We start from the raw sequence: 20,224 nt of genomic DNA, 5'->3' as shown, positions 1-20,224 counted from the left end.
TATTCGCCTTGAATCCGCAAAATGATATGTGTTGCGCCTGCAATGTATGTTATATTGACGGCGTGACTTGACCGTTTTCGAGACTAGGAGTTTTTCTATGCGCTACATGCTTGGAGTCGTCGCAGCTTGCCTACTGGCGGGATGCGCAGGCTCTCCCCCGAAACCGCCGCTGCCCGAAGGTGAGTACCGGCCGATCAACATTCCAGCGGCCCCGGCCAGGCTGGACGTTTTCAATTTCGCCTATGAGGGGGACATTGTTGGAGTGCTGCCAGCACTCAAAACGGTGGCCCCTCAACTGAACGTCATGCCCACGCTCGGGCAAGCCACGCCTTTGCCCGTGCGCCTGAACCTGCAAGGGGTTCGCCTTGAAGACGCCTTGCGCGCCATCGGTGCGCAGGGCGGCGGGGTGGCCGATGTGGTGTGGAACACCACGCGGCACCAAGGCGGCAATCAAGTCTTCATCCGGTTCCGCGCGCCGGTGGAATCGGACGGCAATCAAAGGGGAATCGAATGAGCAAGAAGGTCGAGAAACAGGACTTCGAGAACTACTTGAAGGAAGCCCGCACCTGGGAAACGGACAAGGTGCGGGAAATCGAGAAGTCGAGAAAGGCCGCCTGGTGGGTGGCCATCGGCTCGGGTGTCACGGCGATTGCCTCGGTATTCGCCGTGTCGGCCATGATGCCGCTCAAGACGGTGGAGCCGTATGTCATCCGCGTGGATAACTCCACGGGGATTGTCGATGTGGTCGAGGCCCTGACGGACGGCAAGACCAACTACGACGAGGCCATGAATAAATACTTCGTGCAGTGGTATGTCCGCTACCGCGAAGGCTACTCCAAGGATTTGGCCGAAGACTACTACTACAACGTCGGCCTCATGTCGAGCACGACAGAGCAGCAGAAGTATTTCCAGTTCTTCAACCCGAAGAACCCGCTTTCACCGCTGGCCGTCTATGGCGATTACGCCAAGGTCAAGATCGGCATCAAGAGCACGTCTTTCATCAATCCCACGGTGGCCCTGGTGCGCTACACCAAGGAGATCGAGCGCGGGCTTGATAAGCCGATCATCACGCATTGGGCAGCTACGGTGACGTTCCGCTACACCAAGGCACCGATGGCCGAAAAAGACCGGGGCATCAACCCGCTTGGCTTCCAAGTGGTTGAGTACCGGAATGACCCTGACGCGCTGGCCCCGGCCGCAACCCCGGTTGCAGCCGTCGCGCCCGTGGCCTCGGCTCCCGCGCCTTCCGTGACGGTTTTCCCGACCACGGAATCCCGGCCCGCCGTCCCGGCGATTCAGCAGTAAGGGGGCCGCCATGAAACGCATCATTTTGCTTGGCCTCTTGCTGCCTGCCCTGGCCCTGGCGGAAATCACGCCACCTAAAGGCGACTATGACCCGCGCGTCCGCATCGTGGATTACAACCCGTTGAACGTGGTCAAGCTGCCCACGTTCTACGGCGTATCCACGCACATTCAGTTCTCGCCCTCCGAAACCATCCGCGATGTGGCGGTGGGCGACGATCAGGCTTGGAAGGTGATTCCACGCGGAAGCAACCTGTTCATCAAGCCGCAGGCCGAAAAGGCGGATACGAACGTCACGGTCGTGACGGACAAGCGCATCTATCAATTCGCCCTGGTCGTGCAGCCGCGCCAGGTGAAGGATTCGACGGCCTGGGCCGACCCGAACCTGATTTTCTCCCTGGCATTCCGCTACCCCGAAGAAGAAGCGGCGAAGGCTGCGGCAGCAGCCAAGCAAGGCGAAATCAAGGGGAAGCTGTCGGACGCCACCAAGGCGGGCCAGAACTTCGATTATTGGGTGGCTGGCTCGGCCGAAGTCAGCCCGACCGCTGCGCGTGACGATGGGCGATTCATCTACCTGACCTTCACCAACAACCGGGATATGCCTGCCGTGTATTCGGTTGATGAGCAAGGTAACGAGGCGCTGATTAACACCAACGTCATCGACGGCAACACCATCGTGATTCAACGCATGGTGCGCCATCTGATGCTGCGCAAGGGCAGCGCCGTGGCCTCTGTGGTGAATAAGTCGTTCGACCTTGACGGCGGTATCGACAACATCACCGGGACTGTTTCCCCCGATGTGGAGCGCGTGATTAAGGGAGCGCAGTAATGAGCATGTTCGACAAATTCAAGGGCGGCAAGGCCACGCCGGACGATGACGGCCTGCCAGATATGAACGCGGAACCTTCCTTGTCCGAAGCGATGCAAGCGCAGAGCAAGAAGGAATTTCGCGCCCGCGAAAAAGAGGCCGCCGCCGCTGCGGCCTCGGCGCGTGCAGCGCAAGAGAACGAGGGCCTGCCCTCGGTGAATCGGCGCAAGGGCGGCAACAAGCTGGTGACGATGCTCGGCTTCGTGTTCATCCTGGGCGCAGCCGCTGCACTCATCGTTGCAGTCAATGGCGACAAGGAACCGAAGTCGCGCAAGAAGCAAAGCGATGAGCAGGTTTCCAACAACCTGCCGCCGTTGGCCATTCCTGCGGCCCCGCCTCCGATTGCGGTTGCACCGCCCGCACCGGCTGGCCAGGTGCCGCCAATCAGGCAGGCCGCGCCGATTCCCGTCCAGCAGAAGCCAGGCAAGGAACCGCCGCACTGGTCTGACCGCAAGATGGGCGGCACGCTGCTGGTGGGCGCGCAGAACGGCAATGGTGGCCAGCAGGGCCGTGGCCCGGTGCAGCCCGCGCCGATTCCTTCAAGCGCCGGTGGCAGTAGTTTGAGTGGTCAAGGCCGCTCGAACGAATTGGCTACCCGGTTGGAACCCACGGTAACGCAAGGCGTTGCCGCTTCCTCGCTGCCCGACCGCAATTTCCTGATTACCAAGGGCACCACGCTGGATTGCGCACTTGAAACCGCGCTGGATAGCACGGTTCCTGGCATCACGTCCTGCCGCCTGACGCGCGATGTTTACAGCGACAACGGCCAGGTGCTTTTGCTTGATCGTGGCTCGCAACTGGTGGGTGAATACCAAGGCGGCTTGAAGCAAGGCCAGGCGCGTTTGTTCGTGCTCTGGTCGCGTGCAAAAACGCCTAACGGTGTGGTGGTGTCCCTGAACTCGCCGGGCACGGATGCCCTCGGGCGTTCGGGCCTTGAAGGGTGGGTCGATACGCACTTTTGGGAGCGTTTCGGCGGGGCAATCATGTTGAGCCTGGTCGATGACTTCGCGGCAGCGGCTACGCGCCGCACGAACGGCAGCGATCAGACATTCAACCTGGGCAACACCTCGGACTCTGCGCAGGACATGGCGGCCGAAGCCTTGAAGAACTCGATCAACATCCCGCCGACGCTCATCAAGAACCAGGGCGATCACATTCAGGTCATGGTCGCCCGCGATCTGGATTTCTCTGGCGTCTATGGCTTGCAGGTGAAGCCATGACCAGAAAAATCATGCTGACACCCATGAAGGATGAAGGCCAGTCATCCGAAATGCTCGATGAATACATCGAGCCGCTGCGCGAGTACCTGGCCGATGAAACGCTGACGGAAGTTTGCGTAAATCGGCCGCGCGAAGTCTGGACGGAAGGGCGGGACGGATGGAAGCGTCACGATGCCCCGGCGCTGTCGTTCAACCATTGCCGCCAGTTGGCAACCCTGATTGCCAGCTACAACGGCAAGGCGATTTCCAACGACAAGCCGGTTCTGTCGGCCGCGCTGCCCAACGGCGAGCGCGTGCAGGTCATCATCCCCCCGGCCTGCGAGCCGCACACGGTTTCCATCACGATTCGCAAGCCGTCGATGATCGACAAGACGCTTGACGAACTGGATGCCGAAGGCGCGTTCGAGGAATTCGCGGATGTGGATGACGAGCTACAGCCCTTCGAGCATGAGCTTGTGCGCCTCAAGGACGAAAAGCGCATCAAGGACTTTCTCGACCTGGCCGTGCGCAAGCATCGGAACATCCTGATCGTGGGTAAGACCGGCTCGGGCAAGACCACGATCACCAAAAGCCTGATTCGCAGCATCCCGGCCGAAGAACGGCTCATCACGATTGAAGACGTGCATGAGTTGTTCCTGAACCAGCACGACAACAAGGTTCATCTGTATTACGCGCGGGAAGACGAGGGCGGGGCCAAGGTGACGCCCAAGCAAGCCTTGGCGTCCTGCCTGCGGATGAAGCCTGACCGCATCTTGCTGGCCGAATTGCGCGGCGATGAGGCTTGGGAGTTCATCAAGTCGGTCAATACCGGCCACCCCGGTTCCATTTCCACTATGCACGCGAACGGCGCATTCGAGTCGTTCGAGCAACTGACCGCGCTTATCAAGGACAGCCGCACCGGCGCGCACCTGGACACCAACTACATCAAGCATCGGCTATTCACGACGATTGACGTAGTGCTGTTCTATAACCAACGCAAGCTGCGAGAAATCTACTATGACCCTGAACATAAGCGACAACTCATGGGCTAAAGCGGGCCTGGCCATCGGCGGCTTGCTGCTTGTGGTTGGGCTTTGGGCTTACCTGGCTGGTGGCATCTTCATGCTTGCGTATGACCGCAAGTTTGAGGAAGCCACGCCCCTGACGCTGTACCAATATTGGTATCACTACGGGGCCGATGCGCAGGTTCAAAAGTGGCTCTACATCGCCAGCGGGATTTCGCTGGCTGTCTTGCTTGCGCCCGCCCTGCTGTTTTTCGCGCCCGCGAAACAAAGCCTGTTCGGTGATGCCCGCTTTGCCAAGAAAAGCGAAATCACCAAGGCCGGGCTGTTCGGCGAGAAGGGCATCATCGTTGGCAAGCTCGGCGGCCGTTACCTGATGTTCGAGGGCCAGCAGCACGCCATCATTTCCGCGCCGACTCGAAGCGGGAAGGGTGTCGGCATCGTGATTCCCAACTTGCTCAATTGGCCGGAAAGCGTGGTCATTCTGGACATTAAGCAAGAGAACTGGGACATAACGAGCGCCTACCGCCGCAATTATGGCCAGGAGTGCTACCTGTTCAACCCGGCCGCCGTCGATTACCGGACGCACCGCTATAACCCGCTGTCGTACATCAGCGAAGACCCGAATTTCCGCATTGATGACGTGCAGAAGATCGGGAACATGCTGTTCCCCGATCAGCCGGGCACGGATGTGATTTGGACGGCCACGCCGCGAAGCCTGTTCCTGGGCGTCTGCCTGTACCTGCTGGAAACCCCTGGCAAGCCGGTCACGCTCGGCCAGGTGCTTCGTGAAACGCTGGTCAATGGTGATGGCTCGGCCTACTTCGCCAAGATCATCAACGACCGGGCAGCGGCCGGGAATCCGCTTTCAGGCGCATGCGTGCGCGGCCTGAATACCTACATTTCAATTGCTGCGGAGAACACCCGCAGCGGCATCATCGGCGGTTTCCGCTCCCGCCTCGAACTGTGGATGAACCCCCTGGTCGATGCGGCCACCAGCGCGAACGACTTTGACTTGCGCGACGTGCGCAAGAAACGCATGTCGATCTACCTGGGCGTCACGCCGGACAACCTCGAACGGATGGCCCCGCTGCTGAACCTGTTTTTCCAGCAGTTGATTGACCTCAACACCCGCGAACTGCCGAACCAGAACAAGGCCATCAAATACACCTGCATGCTGCTGATGGACGAATTCACGGCCATCGGCAAGATTCCGATCTTGTCGAAGGGCATCAGCTACATCGCGGGTTACTGGCTGCGGATGATGCCGATCATCCAAAGCCCGGCGCAGTTGGTCGAAGTCTATGGAAAGGACGCGGCGCAGACCTTCCAGACGAACCACGCACTGCAAATCATCTATCCGCCGAAGGCATCGGAAACGCAGACCGCACGGGACATTTCCGAATGGCTCGGCTATCAGACGGTCAAGGGCATTTCGGTTTCCAAGAGCAAGAGCATCTTCGGAAAGAAGACGCCAAGCGAGAGTGCTTCCGATCAGCGCCGGGCGCTGATGCTTCCCCAAGAAATCACCAGCCTGGGCAAGACCCGCGAATTGGTGGTGATGGAAGACGTGCCGCCAATCTTGGCCAACAAGGTTCTGTATTTCAAAGACCGGGCCTTTGTTGATCGCCTCAAGGCGGTTTCGGCCAGGCTGCACGCACTCGGCAACAAGGTGCCGACCAAGAAGCAACTGGATGACGCCATCGAGGCGGGCGAACTCGGCGCACCTGTGCCGAAGATCGACCTCGAAGCCCATGAGCGCGAAATGGGTGGCGAACTGCCTGTGACGGTCGTAGTACCGGCGCAGGGCGGAACGGAAGTGGTGACGGTGGAGCGGCCCGTCACGCCCGATGACGTTCCGAACCTCGCCAAGCTGTCGCTGGCGAGCTTCGCTGTCGATTTCTCGGCGGTCGAGAAACCCGCAGTCGGCGAACTGGATGAAGCCGCGCTTCACGCCTACGCCGACAGTCTTTGCCAACAAGCTGGCATCAAACTGTGAGGTAACACATGGACGCAAACAACCAAAGTCAAGGTGGTAAGGAACTGGCGGAGCGCATTCAAGCCGTGCGCGGCGAACCGGCGCACCGCTATGAACTGCAAGACCCATTCGCCGAAACGACTTATCGCTTCCACACGTCCGAAGCCGCGAAGGCGAAGGCCGAAGAAATGGGCGCTACGCGATTCCAGCACCGGGATGCTGACGGCACGGTGAAGCAGGTCGATAAGGTCGATGGCGAATGGTACGTTCGCAACGAAACGACGCCGCCCTGGAACAGCCAGCAGCCACCGGCCGCAGCAGACAAGCCGCTGGCCAGCGTGCAAGCGGAAATCGACCGGGACGCGCTACGCGCCATCGAAATCCGCGCCGAACAACGCGCAGCAGTGGGGCAGGGCCTCGATGCCGACACCGACCGGGAAATGGCCACCGCTGACGCCCACGCCTTCCGCCGCATCGAGGACAAGGGCTTGCAGGAAAGCGCGGCCGTGGAGATGGCCAACAACGCCCGCGAGTATCCGAACTACAAGGAAGGTCTGGACAAGGCCATTCCGGGCTATCCGGGCACGGCAGAGAAGGTGTATGCCCTCGATGCTGCCCATGACGAGAAGATCGCGGCGAAAGAGGAACGCAAGCAAGCGGAATTTGAGGCCATGAAGGATGAGCAGCGCGAACGCGCTGCCGCCTGGACGCCGGAAGAAGCCGCCCGCCAGGCGCAGCAGGACGCCGCAGCATTCCGTGAGGAAGCGGACAAGTCCGAACGGTTCTACAAGGCCAGTGACATGACGGCGAATGCCGACGCGAACCCGCACTACCGGGAAGCCCTGGACAGGGAAGCGCCGGAAGTGTCGAAGGATGTTGCAGCCGAAGTCGAATCCAACAAGACGGTGGTGATTAACCCGGCTGTGCAACAGGCCGGGGCCGAAGCATCGCCAGGCAAGGATGTTGAAGTCGAGCCGCTAACCATCAGCCAGGCCGATCTTGACCGCGTGGCCGCCATGCGCGCCCGCGACACGGCGCAGGCCCGTGAAGCCCTTGGGATGAACACGGTAGAGCCGAACATCGAGAAGGAACAGCAGCAACTTTCGGAAGCGCAGGACGCGCAGCGCGCGGCATGGTTGAAGAAAGCGGAAGCCGACGCACCCAAGCCGCAGGCGGGCAAAGCGCCAGGCGACAACAAGGTGGAGTCGGACGAGATTTTCACGGCCACCCAAACCGAAGTGAAACCCGCCGTTCCGCCCGATGTGGAGAAGCAATACCTCCATGTCGGCAACAAGTTCTACCACCCGAAAAACACCGACCTGGTGGCTTTCGAGGACAAGGGCAACAAGCTGGAAACAAAGTCGAACAGCGAGGCGATTGCCGAATCTATGGTTCGTATCGCCGAAGCGCGGGGATGGGACGAAATCAAGGTGTCCGGTTCCGAGACTTTCCGCAAGGAAGTTTGGCTTGAAGCCGCTGCACGCGGCATGCACGTCAAGGGCTACAGCCCTTCGGAGCAGGACAAGGCCGAACTGGCGAAGCGCACCAGCCAAACCGAAGCCAACAAGGTGGAGAAGGGCACAACGCAGTTTCGCGCCCGCGAAACTGACGAGGCGAAGGAATCGAAGGCGCAGCAGCCGGAGCAGGCCAAACCGGAGTCACCCAACAAGCGGATGGCTGAGAGCTTCGCCAAGGACTCCCCCGAGGAAGCCGCGAAGAAGCACCCGGAGCTTGCGGGCGCAGCGGCGGCCGTCGCGTCGATGGAGAAGAAGGCCGAAGCCGATGGCCTGAACCCGCAGCAGCGCGCCATTGTCATGGCCCGCGTTCGTCAGAACGTGGTCAATAGCATCGAGCGCGGCCAGATTCCCGAAGTGAAGGTGAAGGAAGAAATCGAAGTGAAGCGCGAAGTCACCGCAGAAAAGGAGCACGCACGATGAAACCGGCCCGCATTGCCCTCTATCTGGCCGCTGCCGGGCTTTTCTCGGCCTGCGCCTATGTACCCCCCCAGGAAAGCGCCACGCGCGTTGTAAGCCCGGATTACACCGCCACGGGCGGCCTGGTCGAAGCCCGCGCCTATGTGTATGGCAGCGTGACGCTGCTCGACCTCGGCGGCTCGGCCCCGGCCGTTCTGTCGATCAAGGATGAAACCGGGGCGTCGGTCGATTACGAAAGGGTAGGGCGGTACTACCGCCTTGCCCGCGTGGTCGATACCTTCACGGTGTGGGCCAATGGTCAATCGGTGACGTTCTCGGCACCAATGACCACGCGCATTTTCTCGGCGCCGACGAAGGCGGCCCCGGACAAGGTGCCCGAGCTGGCCGAAGCCGCCGCCGTGGTAACGGTGGCCAGGCTCGACACGCCAGCAGTGCAGCCCGGCGATGATGACGTGGCCGCGCTGCTCAAGCTGTGCGAAAGCCAGCTTGCAGACGTTCGCCGCCTGCTCGATGAGGGCAGCAGGAACCCAAAGGCCACCGGCCAGGAGCTTTTCGAGGTTCATCAGCGGCTCGATGAAATCGAGGCCCGCATGTTGAAGGCCGCCGCTGCCATCGTGCAGGTTTCCTTTCCCACTGGCGGCACCGCATTCAGGCCAAGCCCGGCCGTCGCCGAAGTCCTGATTGCATCCGGCAAGGCTGCGGACAGCATCAACGTCCGCGGCCGAACCGATTCCCGCGTGGCGGGGCCTGCTGACTCGCGCATTGCCCTGGCCAGGGCAATGGCCGCCCGGAAGTTCTTGGTCGATCACGGCATCAGCCCGGAGAAGATCAAGGTCTTCTCGCGGGCCGATGGAGACTTTGCAGCGCCAGGCGTGACGAAAGAGGGCAAGGCCATGAATCGGCGCGTGGAAATCGAGTTCATCAATGCCCGCATTGCTGAACTCAAGGGCGGCCCGGTCAAGCTGGCCAACAACGAAAGAGGGCACGCAAATGCAAATTGACGTGACCCCTGAGCTTGGCCGCCTGCTGGTGTTCATCGCGGACGTGGCCACGGCCATCCGCACGAACAGCCTTTACGCGGGCGACTACGAAAGCCGCGACCCGCACGAAGTCGGCCTTGATGTGATGTGGCTGTCCGATTCCCTGCATTGCTTCGACCGCTTGGGCCAGGCGCTCCAATCGGGCGATGGCAAGGCCATCGAGGCGGCCAGTGAAGGCTTGTTTGGCTACTACGGGATGTTTATTGACGGCGCGGACGGCAAAGGCTTGAAGGGCGACCCGAAGGGCACCTTCGAGCGGTATGGCCACCTGTGCAACGCCAATGAGGCAAGGGCGGCCCTGGACGCGATTCGACTCAAGGCCGTTGCAGCGCAATGGACGGGCGCATGACCGCCTCGGCCACCGCGCACAACTCGCCCGCCTCGGCGGGCGGGCAGCGCATCACGATCAGCGGCGGCACGCTGGAAGCCTTGAAGTGGCTCGGCCTGGTGCTCATGGCGCTTGACCACGCGAACAAGTACCTTTTCGCGCACACGATACCGGGCGCATTCGAGGCTGGCCGCCTCGCAATGCCGATCTTCGGTTTCGTGCTGGCCTACAACCTGGCCAGGCCCGGCGCGCTGGCTGCTGGCGTACATGTCCGGGTGATGAAACGCCTCGCGCTGTACGGCTTGGCCGCCACCCCGTTTTTCATCGGCCTGGGCGGTCTTCTGGCTGGCTGGTGGCCGCTGAACATCATGTTCATGCTGCTGGTGTCCGCCGGCGTCGTGCGCCTGGTGGAGCAGGGCGGTTTCGCACGGCTGGCAGGAGCGGCGGCGCTGTTCCTGCTAGGCGGGGCCTTCGTGGAATTCTGGTGGTTTGCCCTGGCCTTCACGGTGTCGGCCTGGTGGTACTTCAAGACGGGCAGCAAGGCCGCCGTGGTGGCCTGCACGCTGGCCCTCGCGGCGCTGTTCGTGGTGAACAAGAACCTGTGGGCACTGGCCGCCATCCCGTTGATGCTGGCCGCGCCCCTGGTCGATGTGAAGGTGCCACGGCTGCGACACGTCTTCTATGCCTTCTACCCGGCGCATCTGGCCATCCTGCTGGCCTTATCTTCTTTCCTCGGGGTACACATATGATTAAAAGCAACGTGATTGACCAAATGCTCGCAGACCTCGATGAAAAAAGAGAGCGCGAACTTATTCAGGAACTTCCCGAGACAACGGAAATACGGCAGAACCTCCATGCCGATTTGGTTCTTGAACATCTGGAAAAGACGCACGGACTTTTAATAGAGAATTACGAAGTTTTCCACTCCGACGACGGCCGCACAAACATTCGATGTGATAAACGTATTTTCGATGTTGTAGCGTTCATGGCACACGAAATGCACATGAAGACGAATGAATTTATGCCAATTCTCCGTTACCTATACAACCGACAACTAATAAACAGGACTTTGTACTTGTTGAACAGAATTAATTCTGAGACAACAAAAATAGCCATGTCGGCCGAAAATGCGAATCAACAAGGAGTGATAAATGATGCAAGATTCCGCGAAGTGTTGGAACAATTAAAGGCCCTGAAAGCAGAAATTACGGCCCAGACGAAGAACGTCCTTGATTAACGCTCCGCATCCTTCCCTCCCTGCTTTGGCGCGGCTTCGACCGCGCCGTTTTTTTGCCCGGCGCTCGGCACTGGCGCTGTCGGCTGCGGGCTGATGTCGCGGATCTTCTCGGCCTGCCTGCTGAACCGCTGCGCCAGATCTCGCTTGATCTGGTGCCGCTCGGTGTCGATGGTCGGCATAGCCCCGACAAAGGCCCGGATGCGGCCTGCAAGGGCCTTGTTTTCGTCGGCCAGGCTCTGGTGGCCATCTAGGCGTTCTGCGCCTCCATGAGCGCGAGAATCGCCAGTTCGCGGCCGTCGCATTTCAGAATCGGCGGCTCGTTCCCGTCCCACACGATCAGGTGCATTCGGCCGCAGAAGCATTTCAGAACCTCGTCGGTGCTGAACCACACCGAGGCCGGACAGGTTTCGCACGCCGGAGAGGGTTCCGGGCGGTGCTTGGCGTCCAGATTTTTCAAGGTGGGACTGATATACAGCGGCTGCTCGCTGGCCTGGTCGTGCTCGATCTGTGCCGATGCTGTCGTAGTTGGGTCGCTCATTGCGCGCCTCCTTCTGGTTGAATGTCAAACGGGTGTCGGCCTGGTCAAGCGCATCGGCCGCCGCCAGCCAGGCGCGGCGCACGTCGCGCTGACGCGCCTTGATGGCTTGCTCCCACGGTTTTTCCGCCACGGGCAGGCCCTTGGCCTCGGCCGTGAGTTCCTGGGCGGCTTCCTTGATCTTTGCGGCCCTGACCTTGGATACGCGGGGTTTGTGGCTGCTGTCGCCGCGCTCGATGTGGCGGATGACGTTCGGCTCTGGTTTGCGCACCACGCCACGGGCGCGGCGCGGGGTTGCATCTGCGTCTATGCCCTGGTCGCGCAGCTTGTCGGCGAATCCTTCGCGCCAAGCCTGCAAGTCGGCCTTCCTGGGGTTCAGCCTAGTGCCGTCAAAGCCAAGGCATTTGACGGTCACATGGCAATGCGGGTGCGGCTCGTCGGTGTGAAGGGCGAAGACGTATTCATGGTTCTGGCCGAAGGTGGCCTTGGCGAAGTCACGGGCGGCCTTTCGGACTGATTCGGGGTCGGTTGTCTCCGGCATCGAAAGAACCATGTGCATGGTGTCGCGCTGGTTCTTGTGCCGCTTGCTGTCGCCGAAATCCTTTTCCCAATCCTTGAAGAACGCCTTGACTTCCTCTTTGCCGCTGAGAACTTCGCCCCGATCGTTCTCAAGCTCCACCTTGCCGTTTCGGCTGATGTAGTCCAAGTGGGCCTTGACGTGGCCAGCGCCCTTGCCAAAGCCCGTGATCTTGACCATGACCTCGGTGGAGTTCGAGGCCACGCGCCAGGCCGTCGAACGCAGCTTGCGGGTGTTGTTGGCCTTCCGCTTGACGGGCGGATGTAGGGCGCTGCCAAGCTCGGCTTCAATCAGCGCCATCGTCTGCCGCCCAAGAATTCTGGCTTGCCCGCACCAAGGCCCGCATGGCGGCCCGCTGCTTCACGATGGCATCGCGCAGTTGGGCCAGGCGCTCGATCTTGACGCGCTCGGTTTCATGGAACGCCTCGTTCAAGGCCCGCGCGATCTGATTGATGTTGCGGCCGACCGCTGCAAGCTCCCGATTGCTGGCCAGTAGGCCCGCCAGTTCGTCATCTGTCATGACAGGCTGGCGGGTCAAGTGAGACTGCACCAAGGCGGCCACCCAACGGCTTGGTGCCATGCCCTTGACCTTCCCTCGTGCGGTGGCCGCTTCCATCAGGAAGCGCGGCATCCGCACTGTCATGCGCGCGGTGTCGGCCTTCTCCGCATCCGGTTCAATGGGCTGGTCGGCGTCGCCATCCTCGCCAGTGACGGCCAGGATGACGGCCCGAAGAAGCTCCGATTCGGACAGCCCGCGCGTCTTCGCCATGCTGCGAAAGCACGCTTTGGTTCCTGGCTCGACAAGTGTTTTCAGTACCGGCATGAGGGAAGGTAGGGGGGTCAGGTTTGGTATCAATTGCGGGCAATTGTACCAAATAGCGGCGCGTGCGCCTATCCTGCCCTAGATTTCACCCCCCTACCTTCCCTCATGCTTTGTGGAACACAAACGATACTGAAAACAGCCAATACCGGGACAAGTCACGGACATTGGCGAGACATGAACCATACGTTTCGCGGACGCGAAACCTTGACATTGGAACGGATGCGGGACACAATCGGTACAGTTTCAACCAGAAAAGAGCGTGCAAATGGATAGGAAAGCCATAGCTGAACGACTCCGCGCGCTTGCTTCCGACGATAAGAAACGGTCTAAGGCCGCCCGCTTGCGGGACGTGATTGATGATGTTGAAGCGGCTTTGGCTGCCGGTGTCCCTCGGGCTTCGGTAGTTGAAGAACTGACGAAGCACGGCCTCGAAATGACGCTTGCGACATTCGAGACAACCTTGAAGCGAATTCGCCAGAAACGCGGCAAACCGTCGATCACGGCGGCGAAGTCGGCCAGCCCTCCGGGCCAGCCGTCGAAGCCATCACCAGCCCTGCCGGTGGATGAAGTCGATACCGAAGCTGAAAGCTCCGGTGGCGGCTCTCATAACCCGGCTGACCTTGACAAGATCATCGGGAACAAGCCCGACCTGGCCGCCTTGGCCAAACTCGCAAAGAGGAAAAAAACATGAAAGTTGCTGTCCTGAATTTTTCGGGCAACGTGGGCAAGACCACGGTTGCCGGTCATCTGCTCAAGCCCCGCATGGGTGACGCGCCGATCTACTCCATCGAGTCGATCAACACGGGGGCCGATGCTGACGGCCTGGACGTGGAAAAGATGCGCGGCAAGAAGTTCGGCGAACTGGTCGATGAACTGATGCCGCTGGACACGGCGATCATCGACGTGGGCGCGTCGAACGTCGAAGACTTCTTGAAGCTGATGCAGCAGTTCGACGGCTCGCACGAAGAATTCGATTTCTTCGTGGTGCCCGTGGTCAAGGAAAAGAAGGTGCAGGCCGACACAGTGAATACCATCCGCGCCCTGCAAAAGCTCGGCATCGAGAAGAAGCGCATCCGCCTGGTGTTCAACAAGGTCGAAGTCGATGAGGCCGTGGCCGACGAGTTCGCCGCCTTGTTCGGCCTGGCCGAATCCGAAAAATCGTTCGTGGTGAAGCCGGAGGCCACCATCTACGCGAATGAGGTTTTCGAGCGGTTGAAGGCGGTCGGGAAGTCCCTCGGGGAAATCACGGCCGACGAAACCGACTACCGCGCCCGGCTTCGCCAGGCCACCGATGAGGATGAAAAGGAACTATGCGTTCGCATGGTGGCCTTGAAGCGCCTCGCCGTGACGGCCAACAAGAACCTGGACGATGTTTTCAAAGCCTTGTTCAAGTAAGGCCCGATCATGAGCGGGCCAAGAACAACACGCGAAGCCCTGATTGCCGAACTGCTCGGCGACCTGGACGGGCTACTTGCCCGCGTCGAAGCTCTCCCGGCGTTGGTCGATGGTGCCGAAGGCAAGTTGTCCGGCACCGTCGCCGCGCTCGATGACGCGGGCGACAAGTTCCGCCTGGCAGTGACGGCCTTTACCGAACAGGCAAAGGCCGATCTGGCGGAATACCTTGATCTGAAAACGGCGCAGGCCGCGCAGACTGCGGCCAAGACGGTAGAGGAACAGCGGGCGGCGCTGCAAGAGGCCGCCCGCATGGCCTTTCGGTCGGAAGCCTCTGACAAGGCCGCAAGCCTGGGCATAGCCCTGGGCGAAGCGGCCAAAGAGTTCCGGCGCTCGATGTGGTCGCGGCTGATGGAGCATGCCATCACGGCGCTGATTGCTTCGGGTTTCACTGCGGGCCTGGTCTATGCCATCGTCCGAGGCATACCCTGACGCGCTCCGCTTGTCGCCTCCCCTGTTTTGAACCGTTCGCAAGCGAACGGCCCAAAACAGGAGAGGTTGATTTTCAACGCTCGGGGTCGCGCTGCTGCTCGGCCTTCACTTGGCGTTCTTCCCGAATCTGCACGCTTGGCACGTCGCCGCGCTCAATGCGCTCGGCGACAGTCTCGCGCACGCGGGCCATGACGATGGCCCGCTGCTGCTCGCTCAAGCCGTCCGCCTCGGCCTTGGCTTCGCGGGCGCGAACGTAGCCGTAAGCCGGGGCAAGCTCGGGATGCTGCTGCACGGCCTTTTCGGGCGGCTCCTGGCGAAATACCTCGGCCGCCACGGCGGCCTTGGCCTCGCGTTGTAGATCGGCGATTTTGCGGATTTCCTCGGCGCTGGCCTGGCGCTCCGGTTTCGCCAACAAGTTGGCCAGGTCGTCAAAGCCCTTGGCGTAGTCCTTGCGCTCTTGCAACGTCATCGGCCGGGCACGCTCGCCCTCAAAAACCTCCCGCGCACGCGGTTGATGCTCCCATTCGCCGCCTTCAAGGCGGTTTTCATAAATCGGCTTGACCTTGTGGTCATAGAGGCACAAGCGATCTACCTGCCTGCCCTCCTCCACCGATGCAACAGTCTTGGCGACTCCCGCATACGCCTCATCGTGCTTATCCTTCGTGGAAAAGCGCCCGAAGCCGTCTTTCTCACGCTGGCCCTCGTACCGCTGTTGGATGCGCTGCTCACTGACTGCTGATGAAACAGCCATCACATGCAATTCAACCGTATAACCCGCCTGCTTCAACCCCTGCGCAGCCCTGGCCAACGCCTCGGGGTCACGCGATGTTTGGTCGATGATGATATTCCGCCGCCCCTCCACGCCATCACGCAGCAGCCGTGTGGCCCACGGGCCGCAATCGGCGTGCGTAAGGTTGGCGGCCGTTCTATCATCTTCCCGCATGAGGCGCATGTACTCGGGATGGTGCGGGCGCAGCTTGTCGGCATCGACCAGTACATAACCGGTGTCCTTGAACCGCTCTATCGCATTAGCAGTAATGCCCGACTTTCCCGCACCAGGCTGGCCGCCAGTGATAACGGCGTGCGGCTGCTCCTGCGGCGTACTCTTGGGCAGGTAGCGGGCCGCAATCTTGTCGGTATAAATCGACTCGTGGCGTTCGGGGTCTAGTTTGCTACCCCTAGTCATGCAGCCACGCGAGAGCGTTCGTACTCTGCCTTCACGATGGGGCAGTATTCATCCAGCACGCGCTGGATGGCCTCGTCATCGTGCAGGCGCAAGCCATACAGTTCGTCATCAAGCCGCTCGAACTCCATGTTCCACTGCGCGATTTTTGCCGTGTCCGGCACGGCTTTCTTTTCCTCATCGTGAATAGCCTCGGTACGCATGGCCATCATGAAGCCGATGGTTTCTTGTGCGATCTCGTAACGATTCAAACGATCTCGGGTTGTGATTTCTGTCTGCATATTGTCCTCCTGCGCTCAAGCGCGCATCAGGGCTGATGCAAGCATCAGCACGGCCCAACCGCCAAGCACCACGAAAGGCACATTGCGGCCGAACCAGTTGAAAACCACCAGTTCGCCCTTGCCGTCCGGGCAAGGAACCTCGGTGAAGAACATCCGCCGCGCAAGTCGGCGAGTAAGTAAGTCCATCGTCCAATCCCTTTCGTTCATCGGGGCAACAGCCAAAGGGCCAGCAGCACCGACACCAAGACAACCAGCACAAGCCGCTTGAAGGGCGAAGCCGCGAACTCGGCGGCCAGGTCGAACAGCCGCCGCTCCATGTCGGCTTGCTTCTGCTCCTTCTTCCACTCTGCACGGGCCTTGCTGACGCGATCATCATCCATGTGCCACCTCACAAGGTCATCATCATGTCCTGGGGCGAAATCGCCATCAGGATGAAGTCGTAGGCCCAAGACACGACGAAGGCCGCGAAGCTGGCGATGCCGAAGCCCCAAACCATTGCCGACTTCTCGGGGAAGGCGTAGAGCGCAAACAGCCAAGCCAGCAGCATCGGAATCGACACCAGATTGCACAAGAAGATGATCGGCAGGCGAAGCCAGTACATGACGAGAAACAGGGGCAGGCGCACCAGCAGGAACAGCCAGGCGAAAACACCCTTCACCGTCGATGCCTTCGGCATCGCCTTCTTGATCTTCTCCGCGTCAAGCTCAAGCGCGGGCAAGGCCCGCTGACCCTTGGGCTTGGGGAACTTGATGATGTTGCTCATGATCGCCCTTCCCTTCCCATTACCACAATTCCAGTGTATTAGAAACCGCCTTTATTGTCAAGCCTTTTTACTTGACACAAGCCCTTTTCTTTCGATGAACCGCGCCAGTGTGTTGTAAGCCACGCCCAAAGCCTTGGCCATTTTCCGCTTGGGCAAACCGATGGCCAGATAGCCCTTGATTTCGTCCTCGTGCTCGTCCAGCTTCAAACGCCCGCTTGCGCCTGGCGGTCGCCCGAGTCGCTTCCCTTCGCTCTTGGCTCGCCGTAAGCCCTCCCTGGTGCGCTCGCGGATGAACGACAGTTCAATCATTGACGCCATCGAAAACGCTGCCGCTAGAAGCTGGCTTTGCATGGAACCGTCCATGACGGTGCCGGTCTTCGTGATGTGCAGCACTACACCTTTACTCGCTGCCGCCTCCAAGAAGGTGAAGACCTGGCCAGGCGTTGCCGCCAGCCGCGTGAATTCCGGTGTGCATATCACGTCGCCGCGCCCTGCCCTGTCCAGCAGCGCCCCGAGTTCGCGGCCCTTCCAGTCGGCGGCCCGGCTGACTGTCTCGGCGGTCAAGCTCATGGGCGCGAAGCCATGACGGTTCGCATATTCCAGTAGTCCTAGCTTCTGGCTCTCCACGTCCTGGCTGTCCGTCGATACGCGCAGATAACCGAAGTAGCTTGGCAAGGAAACCGCCTTGTTTGCGGTCATTTCGGCCCCTTTTCCGTGAAAAGCGCCACCGTGAGTTATTCGGATGCGCTATGTATCAAAAAAATCGCAATGAAAGTATAGCGGTGCGCCGCTCTTTTAATGGTCGTTTGTTTGAATGCGTTTCGCGTCCGCGAAAAATCAGCGGGGCCGATTTTTCTGAACCTGCCGCCAAACCCACGGTTCAACCGGGTTCGGGTCTGCCCACAAACCCCGGCGCTCGGCTCGCGCCTCGGCCTGCAAGTCGAACAGGCGCGGGTCGGTGACGTAGCGGGGCCAGGCCCACGCAAAGCCCCGGCGCACCTGCTCCGCGTTGATGTTCAAGCCATCCGCCTCGACCTGGACAACCGGCCGCCCGTACTGGTCGGCCTGCGCCCATGTAACGGTGACTTTCCGCTTGCCGATCAGGTCGCGCAAGGATTGCTCGGCCCTTCGGCCGAAGGGCTGCGCCTTCTCCGGTGCGTCGATCTGTGCAAGGCGCAAGCGCACGCGCTCGCCGTCGATGACCATATAGAAGGTGTCGCCATCGGATACGCCCGTCACCGGGCCGGTGGCGGCCCGCTGCTGCGCCAGGCCGGGCGCGGCCAGGCCGAAGGCAAAAAGTAGCGTAGCGTATAACGTAACGGCTTTACGAAAAGAGTGCTTCATTCGGATACCTCCTTGCTCAATGCGTGGGCCAGGTGGCGCGCATAGGTGGCCACGGCCCGCCAGTAGGCGGCCATTGGCCCCTTGCGCCGCCGCCAAGCGGTTTCGGCTTCGGTGTTGGCTTGGTCGCGCAGCTCGCGCATCACGGCCTCGATGCGCTCCCGGTCGGCCTTCGGCAGTCGGCGCAGCGCCTGACCTGCTGGCAGGCGCAATAACGGGTTCTCGTAGCCCATTACGCCACCTCGCGCACGGCCGCCAGAATGTCGGCAGGCACTGGCGGGCATACCGCATTGCCAAGCATGAAAAGGGCGTCTTTGTGGCCCTCCGGCAAAACGTAGTCGGCCCGAAAGCCCATTGCGGCCTTGGCCTCCGACACGCGAAGCATGCGCATGCGGTCGCCGTCGATCACGGCCCAGCGGTCGCGGGTGGTGATGGTGCCAATAGGCCGGTCGATGCTGCGGCCAGTCAAACCGCTGCCGCCCGAGTAGTAGGGCGCAACGAAGCGCGCACCAAAGCGGGCGCGGCCTGCGGCCACGCGCTGCAAGGTCTTGGCGCTGCGGCCGGGGCGCTCGATCTGGCTCCATTCGTGTGCATCCCACTCGATCACGTCCGCTATCGGTCGATGCGGGCGCTTGGGCAAGTCAAGGTGTAGCGGGTGCCTCGATTGGGTGCAGATCAGGAAAAGGCGCTCGCGGTGCTGCGGCACGCCATGATCGGCGGCATCAATCAAGTGCGGCGCGATGGCATAGCCAAGCCGCTGCATGGCATCGCACCAAGCCGGGTAGAGCGTCCAGCGCACGAAGTCGCGCACGTTCTCAACGATGACAACCGGCGCACGGTAGCACTCGGCGCAGGACACAACCGCCCACGCGGTCGAGCGCAGGGCGTCATGGTGCGGCTTCTCCTTGCCCCGTGCCGGGCTGTGACCCTGGCACGCGGGCGATGCAAGCATCACGTCATGGCCGGGCACCTCGCGCCAGTCGGCTTGTTGCAAGTCCTGGCAAGCATGAACCGTTTCCGGGTGGTTCTGCCCGTGGTACTCCACGGCCTGCCGCCAGTGGTTTGCCGCCCATGTCACGCGCACGCCAGCCAGCCGCGCACCTTCACTGAAACCGCCTGCGCCCGCGAAAAGGTCGATTGCTTCCATATTCTTCTGCCTCTCAAAAAAAGGGGGGGCCACGGGCCAGCACCCGAAGGCCCCCCAAAAGGCCGCTGTCGCGGTTCTCAACGTAAGCCCTGCCTACGCTTCCGGCCCCGCGCCCCGCCTGGGCGCAGTGCTGGAAATCCTGTCAAGTTCTTTCGCTAGTGTTTATGCTTGGCGGTTAGGCGTATGCCGTCCAAGAGTCGGGCGCAAACAGCTTGACCCCGGCCACGGTCTTGGCCTCAACCTTGCGCGCCCATGAAAAACTGTTGATCTTCACGGAGCCATCCGCGTCGGCACGCTTGCGCATCGGCTCGCCGATGTACGCGCCAGGCTTCGGCACGCAAACGCCTTGCATGGAAAGCGTTTCTTCGGACATGCGCGCCACCTCCCGAATTTCGACGGTGTGCTTGCCGATCAGGGCGGTGACTTCGTAGTAGTCGATATTGGTCTGCTCGTAACCCCACATGCACCGCAGAATGTCGCCCACTTGCAGCGGGTTAGGCGCAGCCTTGCGGGCTTCGCGGCGCTCAGTCTTTTCCTGGGCGCGCACTTGCAGCCGGGCCAGCCAGTCGGAAACGTACTGTTCCGCGCGTTCTTTTTTGGCGAAACGGATATGGAAGTCGGGCTTCTGACGCTTGCCAGCGAAGGCCAGAACGACAAGGCCATCCGCAGACGCATAGACGGCCGCGCCAACCTCATCCTTGCGGTGAATCTCGATGTATTCCTTGGGCGTGTAGAACTCGCGGGTAAAAGTGAAGCGGCGCATATTCGATTCCTTGCTTACG

General features: G+C 60.9%; 26 protein-coding genes. 14 read left to right on the top strand and 12 right to left on the bottom strand.

The features are described from left to right. Positions 1-97 precede the first annotated feature (97 nt). Genes SDENCHOL_RS14355 through SDENCHOL_RS13720 form a run of 11 tightly spaced genes read left to right on the top strand, consistent with a single transcriptional unit; the run spans position 98 to position 10,908 of the window. Positions 98-514: a hypothetical protein gene (locus SDENCHOL_RS14355; protein WP_197706986.1), complete on the top strand. Its 417-nt coding sequence runs from the start codon at positions 98-100 to the stop codon at positions 512-514. After that, positions 511-1,305, top strand: coding sequence for a virB8 family protein (locus SDENCHOL_RS13765; protein ID WP_154717490.1), 795 nt, complete (start codon positions 511-513; stop codon positions 1,303-1,305). Before SDENCHOL_RS14355 ends, SDENCHOL_RS13765 begins: the two co-directional genes overlap by 4 nt. 10 nt (positions 1,306-1,315) lie before the next feature. Continuing rightward, positions 1,316-2,131, top strand: a complete 816-nt coding sequence (gene virB9, locus SDENCHOL_RS13760) for a P-type conjugative transfer protein VirB9 (RefSeq protein WP_154717489.1) — start codon at positions 1,316-1,318, stop codon at positions 2,129-2,131. Continuing rightward, complete coding sequence (virB10, locus tag SDENCHOL_RS13755) at positions 2,131-3,390, top strand: type IV secretion system protein VirB10 (protein WP_154717488.1); 1,260 nt, start codon at positions 2,131-2,133, stop codon at positions 3,388-3,390. The genes virB9 and virB10 overlap by 1 nt, the downstream gene beginning before the upstream one ends. Further along, positions 3,387-4,421, top strand: coding sequence for a P-type DNA transfer ATPase VirB11 (virB11, locus tag SDENCHOL_RS13750; protein ID WP_172955102.1), 1,035 nt, complete (start codon positions 3,387-3,389; stop codon positions 4,419-4,421). The genes virB10 and virB11 overlap by 4 nt, the downstream gene beginning before the upstream one ends. Continuing rightward, positions 4,387-6,390, top strand: a complete 2,004-nt coding sequence (locus tag SDENCHOL_RS13745) for a type IV secretory system conjugative DNA transfer family protein (protein ID WP_231913055.1) — start codon at positions 4,387-4,389, stop codon at positions 6,388-6,390. Before virB11 ends, SDENCHOL_RS13745 begins: the two co-directional genes overlap by 35 nt. A gap of 8 nt (positions 6,391-6,398) precedes the next feature. Continuing rightward, complete coding sequence (locus SDENCHOL_RS13740; protein ID WP_154717487.1) at positions 6,399-8,306, top strand: LPD7 domain-containing protein; 1,908 nt, start codon at positions 6,399-6,401, stop codon at positions 8,304-8,306. Beyond that, positions 8,303-9,304 carry an OmpA family protein gene (locus tag SDENCHOL_RS13735; protein WP_154717486.1) on the top strand — a complete coding sequence of 334 codons (1,002 nt, stop codon included), beginning with the start codon at positions 8,303-8,305 and terminating at the stop codon, positions 9,302-9,304. The genes SDENCHOL_RS13740 and SDENCHOL_RS13735 overlap by 4 nt, the downstream gene beginning before the upstream one ends. Next, positions 9,294-9,692, top strand: a complete 399-nt coding sequence (locus tag SDENCHOL_RS13730) for a hypothetical protein (protein ID WP_154717485.1) — start codon at positions 9,294-9,296, stop codon at positions 9,690-9,692. The genes SDENCHOL_RS13735 and SDENCHOL_RS13730 overlap by 11 nt, the downstream gene beginning before the upstream one ends. Continuing rightward, a complete protein-coding gene (locus tag SDENCHOL_RS13725; RefSeq protein WP_154717484.1) occupies positions 9,689-10,420 on the top strand; it encodes a TraX family protein in 732 nt (243 codons plus the stop codon). Before SDENCHOL_RS13730 ends, SDENCHOL_RS13725 begins: the two co-directional genes overlap by 4 nt. A 23-nt stretch (positions 10,421-10,443) precedes the next feature. Next, positions 10,444-10,908, top strand: coding sequence for a hypothetical protein (locus SDENCHOL_RS13720; protein ID WP_154717483.1), 465 nt, complete (start codon positions 10,444-10,446; stop codon positions 10,906-10,908). Here the strand turns inward: SDENCHOL_RS13720 and SDENCHOL_RS13715 are convergent. Both SDENCHOL_RS13715 and mobC read right to left on the bottom strand, forming a co-directional pair. Further along, the gene (locus tag SDENCHOL_RS13715) at positions 10,905-12,320 is read right to left on the bottom strand and encodes a relaxase/mobilization nuclease domain-containing protein (protein WP_154717482.1); all 1,416 of its coding nucleotides are present in this window, start codon (positions 12,318-12,320) and stop codon (positions 10,905-10,907) included. The two genes, SDENCHOL_RS13720 and SDENCHOL_RS13715, sit on opposite strands and share 4 nt — an antisense overlap. Continuing rightward, positions 12,307-12,843: a plasmid mobilization relaxosome protein MobC gene (gene mobC / locus SDENCHOL_RS13710; protein ID WP_154717481.1), complete on the bottom strand. Its 537-nt coding sequence runs from the start codon at positions 12,841-12,843 to the stop codon at positions 12,307-12,309. Before mobC ends, SDENCHOL_RS13715 begins: the two co-directional genes overlap by 14 nt. A gap of 265 nt (positions 12,844-13,108) precedes the next feature. Between mobC and SDENCHOL_RS13705 the strand changes: the two genes are divergently transcribed. The 3 genes from SDENCHOL_RS13705 to SDENCHOL_RS13695 are packed head-to-tail and all read left to right on the top strand — an operon-like array spanning position 13,109 to position 14,727. After that, a complete protein-coding gene (locus SDENCHOL_RS13705) occupies positions 13,109-13,534 on the top strand; it encodes a hypothetical protein (RefSeq protein WP_154717480.1) in 426 nt (141 codons plus the stop codon). Then, a complete protein-coding gene (gene stbB, locus SDENCHOL_RS13700) occupies positions 13,531-14,238 on the top strand; it encodes a StbB family protein (protein WP_154717479.1) in 708 nt (235 codons plus the stop codon). The genes SDENCHOL_RS13705 and stbB overlap by 4 nt, the downstream gene beginning before the upstream one ends. Before the next feature lie 9 nt (positions 14,239-14,247). Continuing rightward, positions 14,248-14,727 (top strand): hypothetical protein, encoded by a 480-nt coding sequence (locus SDENCHOL_RS13695; RefSeq protein WP_154717478.1) that lies wholly within the window; start codon positions 14,248-14,250, stop codon positions 14,725-14,727. A gap of 73 nt (positions 14,728-14,800) precedes the next feature. Here SDENCHOL_RS13695 and SDENCHOL_RS13690 read toward each other — a convergent pair whose 3' ends face one another. The 10 genes from SDENCHOL_RS13690 to SDENCHOL_RS14350 all read right to left on the bottom strand — a co-directional run. Next, positions 14,801-15,913 carry a zeta toxin family protein gene (locus SDENCHOL_RS13690; RefSeq protein ID WP_154717477.1) on the bottom strand — a complete coding sequence of 371 codons (1,113 nt, stop codon included), beginning with the start codon at positions 15,911-15,913 and terminating at the stop codon, positions 14,801-14,803. Beyond that, a complete protein-coding gene (locus SDENCHOL_RS13685) occupies positions 15,910-16,191 on the bottom strand; it encodes a hypothetical protein (protein WP_231913054.1) in 282 nt (93 codons plus the stop codon). The genes SDENCHOL_RS13690 and SDENCHOL_RS13685 overlap by 4 nt, the downstream gene beginning before the upstream one ends. A gap of 15 nt (positions 16,192-16,206) precedes the next feature. Beyond that, positions 16,207-16,377: a hypothetical protein gene (locus SDENCHOL_RS13680; protein ID WP_154717476.1), complete on the bottom strand. Its 171-nt coding sequence runs from the start codon at positions 16,375-16,377 to the stop codon at positions 16,207-16,209. A 17-nt stretch (positions 16,378-16,394) separates the two neighbouring features. Continuing rightward, positions 16,395-16,571 (bottom strand): hypothetical protein, encoded by a 177-nt coding sequence (locus SDENCHOL_RS13675; protein WP_154717475.1) that lies wholly within the window; start codon positions 16,569-16,571, stop codon positions 16,395-16,397. A gap of 8 nt (positions 16,572-16,579) precedes the next feature. Further along, the gene (locus SDENCHOL_RS13670; protein WP_154717474.1) at positions 16,580-16,954 is read right to left on the bottom strand and encodes a hypothetical protein; all 375 of its coding nucleotides are present in this window, start codon (positions 16,952-16,954) and stop codon (positions 16,580-16,582) included. Between the two features lie 57 nt (positions 16,955-17,011). Continuing rightward, positions 17,012-17,653 carry a recombinase family protein gene (locus tag SDENCHOL_RS13665; protein WP_231913053.1) on the bottom strand — a complete coding sequence of 214 codons (642 nt, stop codon included), beginning with the start codon at positions 17,651-17,653 and terminating at the stop codon, positions 17,012-17,014. A 138-nt stretch (positions 17,654-17,791) separates the two neighbouring features. Then, complete coding sequence (locus tag SDENCHOL_RS13660) at positions 17,792-18,298, bottom strand: thermonuclease family protein (protein WP_231913052.1); 507 nt, start codon at positions 18,296-18,298, stop codon at positions 17,792-17,794. Continuing rightward, a complete protein-coding gene (locus tag SDENCHOL_RS13655; RefSeq protein ID WP_154717473.1) occupies positions 18,295-18,528 on the bottom strand; it encodes a hypothetical protein in 234 nt (77 codons plus the stop codon). The genes SDENCHOL_RS13660 and SDENCHOL_RS13655 overlap by 4 nt, the downstream gene beginning before the upstream one ends. After that, the gene (locus SDENCHOL_RS13650) at positions 18,528-19,442 is read right to left on the bottom strand and encodes a DNA cytosine methyltransferase (RefSeq protein ID WP_154717472.1); all 915 of its coding nucleotides are present in this window, start codon (positions 19,440-19,442) and stop codon (positions 18,528-18,530) included. Before SDENCHOL_RS13650 ends, SDENCHOL_RS13655 begins: the two co-directional genes overlap by 1 nt. Positions 19,443-19,617: 175 nt before the next feature. After that, on the bottom strand, positions 19,618-20,224 hold a 607-nt coding region (locus SDENCHOL_RS14350; protein WP_231913051.1), incomplete at its 5' end, for a hypothetical protein.

Source organism: Sterolibacterium denitrificans, from assembly GCF_900174485.1.
GTDB classification, from domain to species: Bacteria; Pseudomonadota; Gammaproteobacteria; order Burkholderiales; family Rhodocyclaceae; genus Sterolibacterium; species Sterolibacterium denitrificans.
This window is presented reverse-complemented; position numbering and strand designations above follow the sequence as displayed.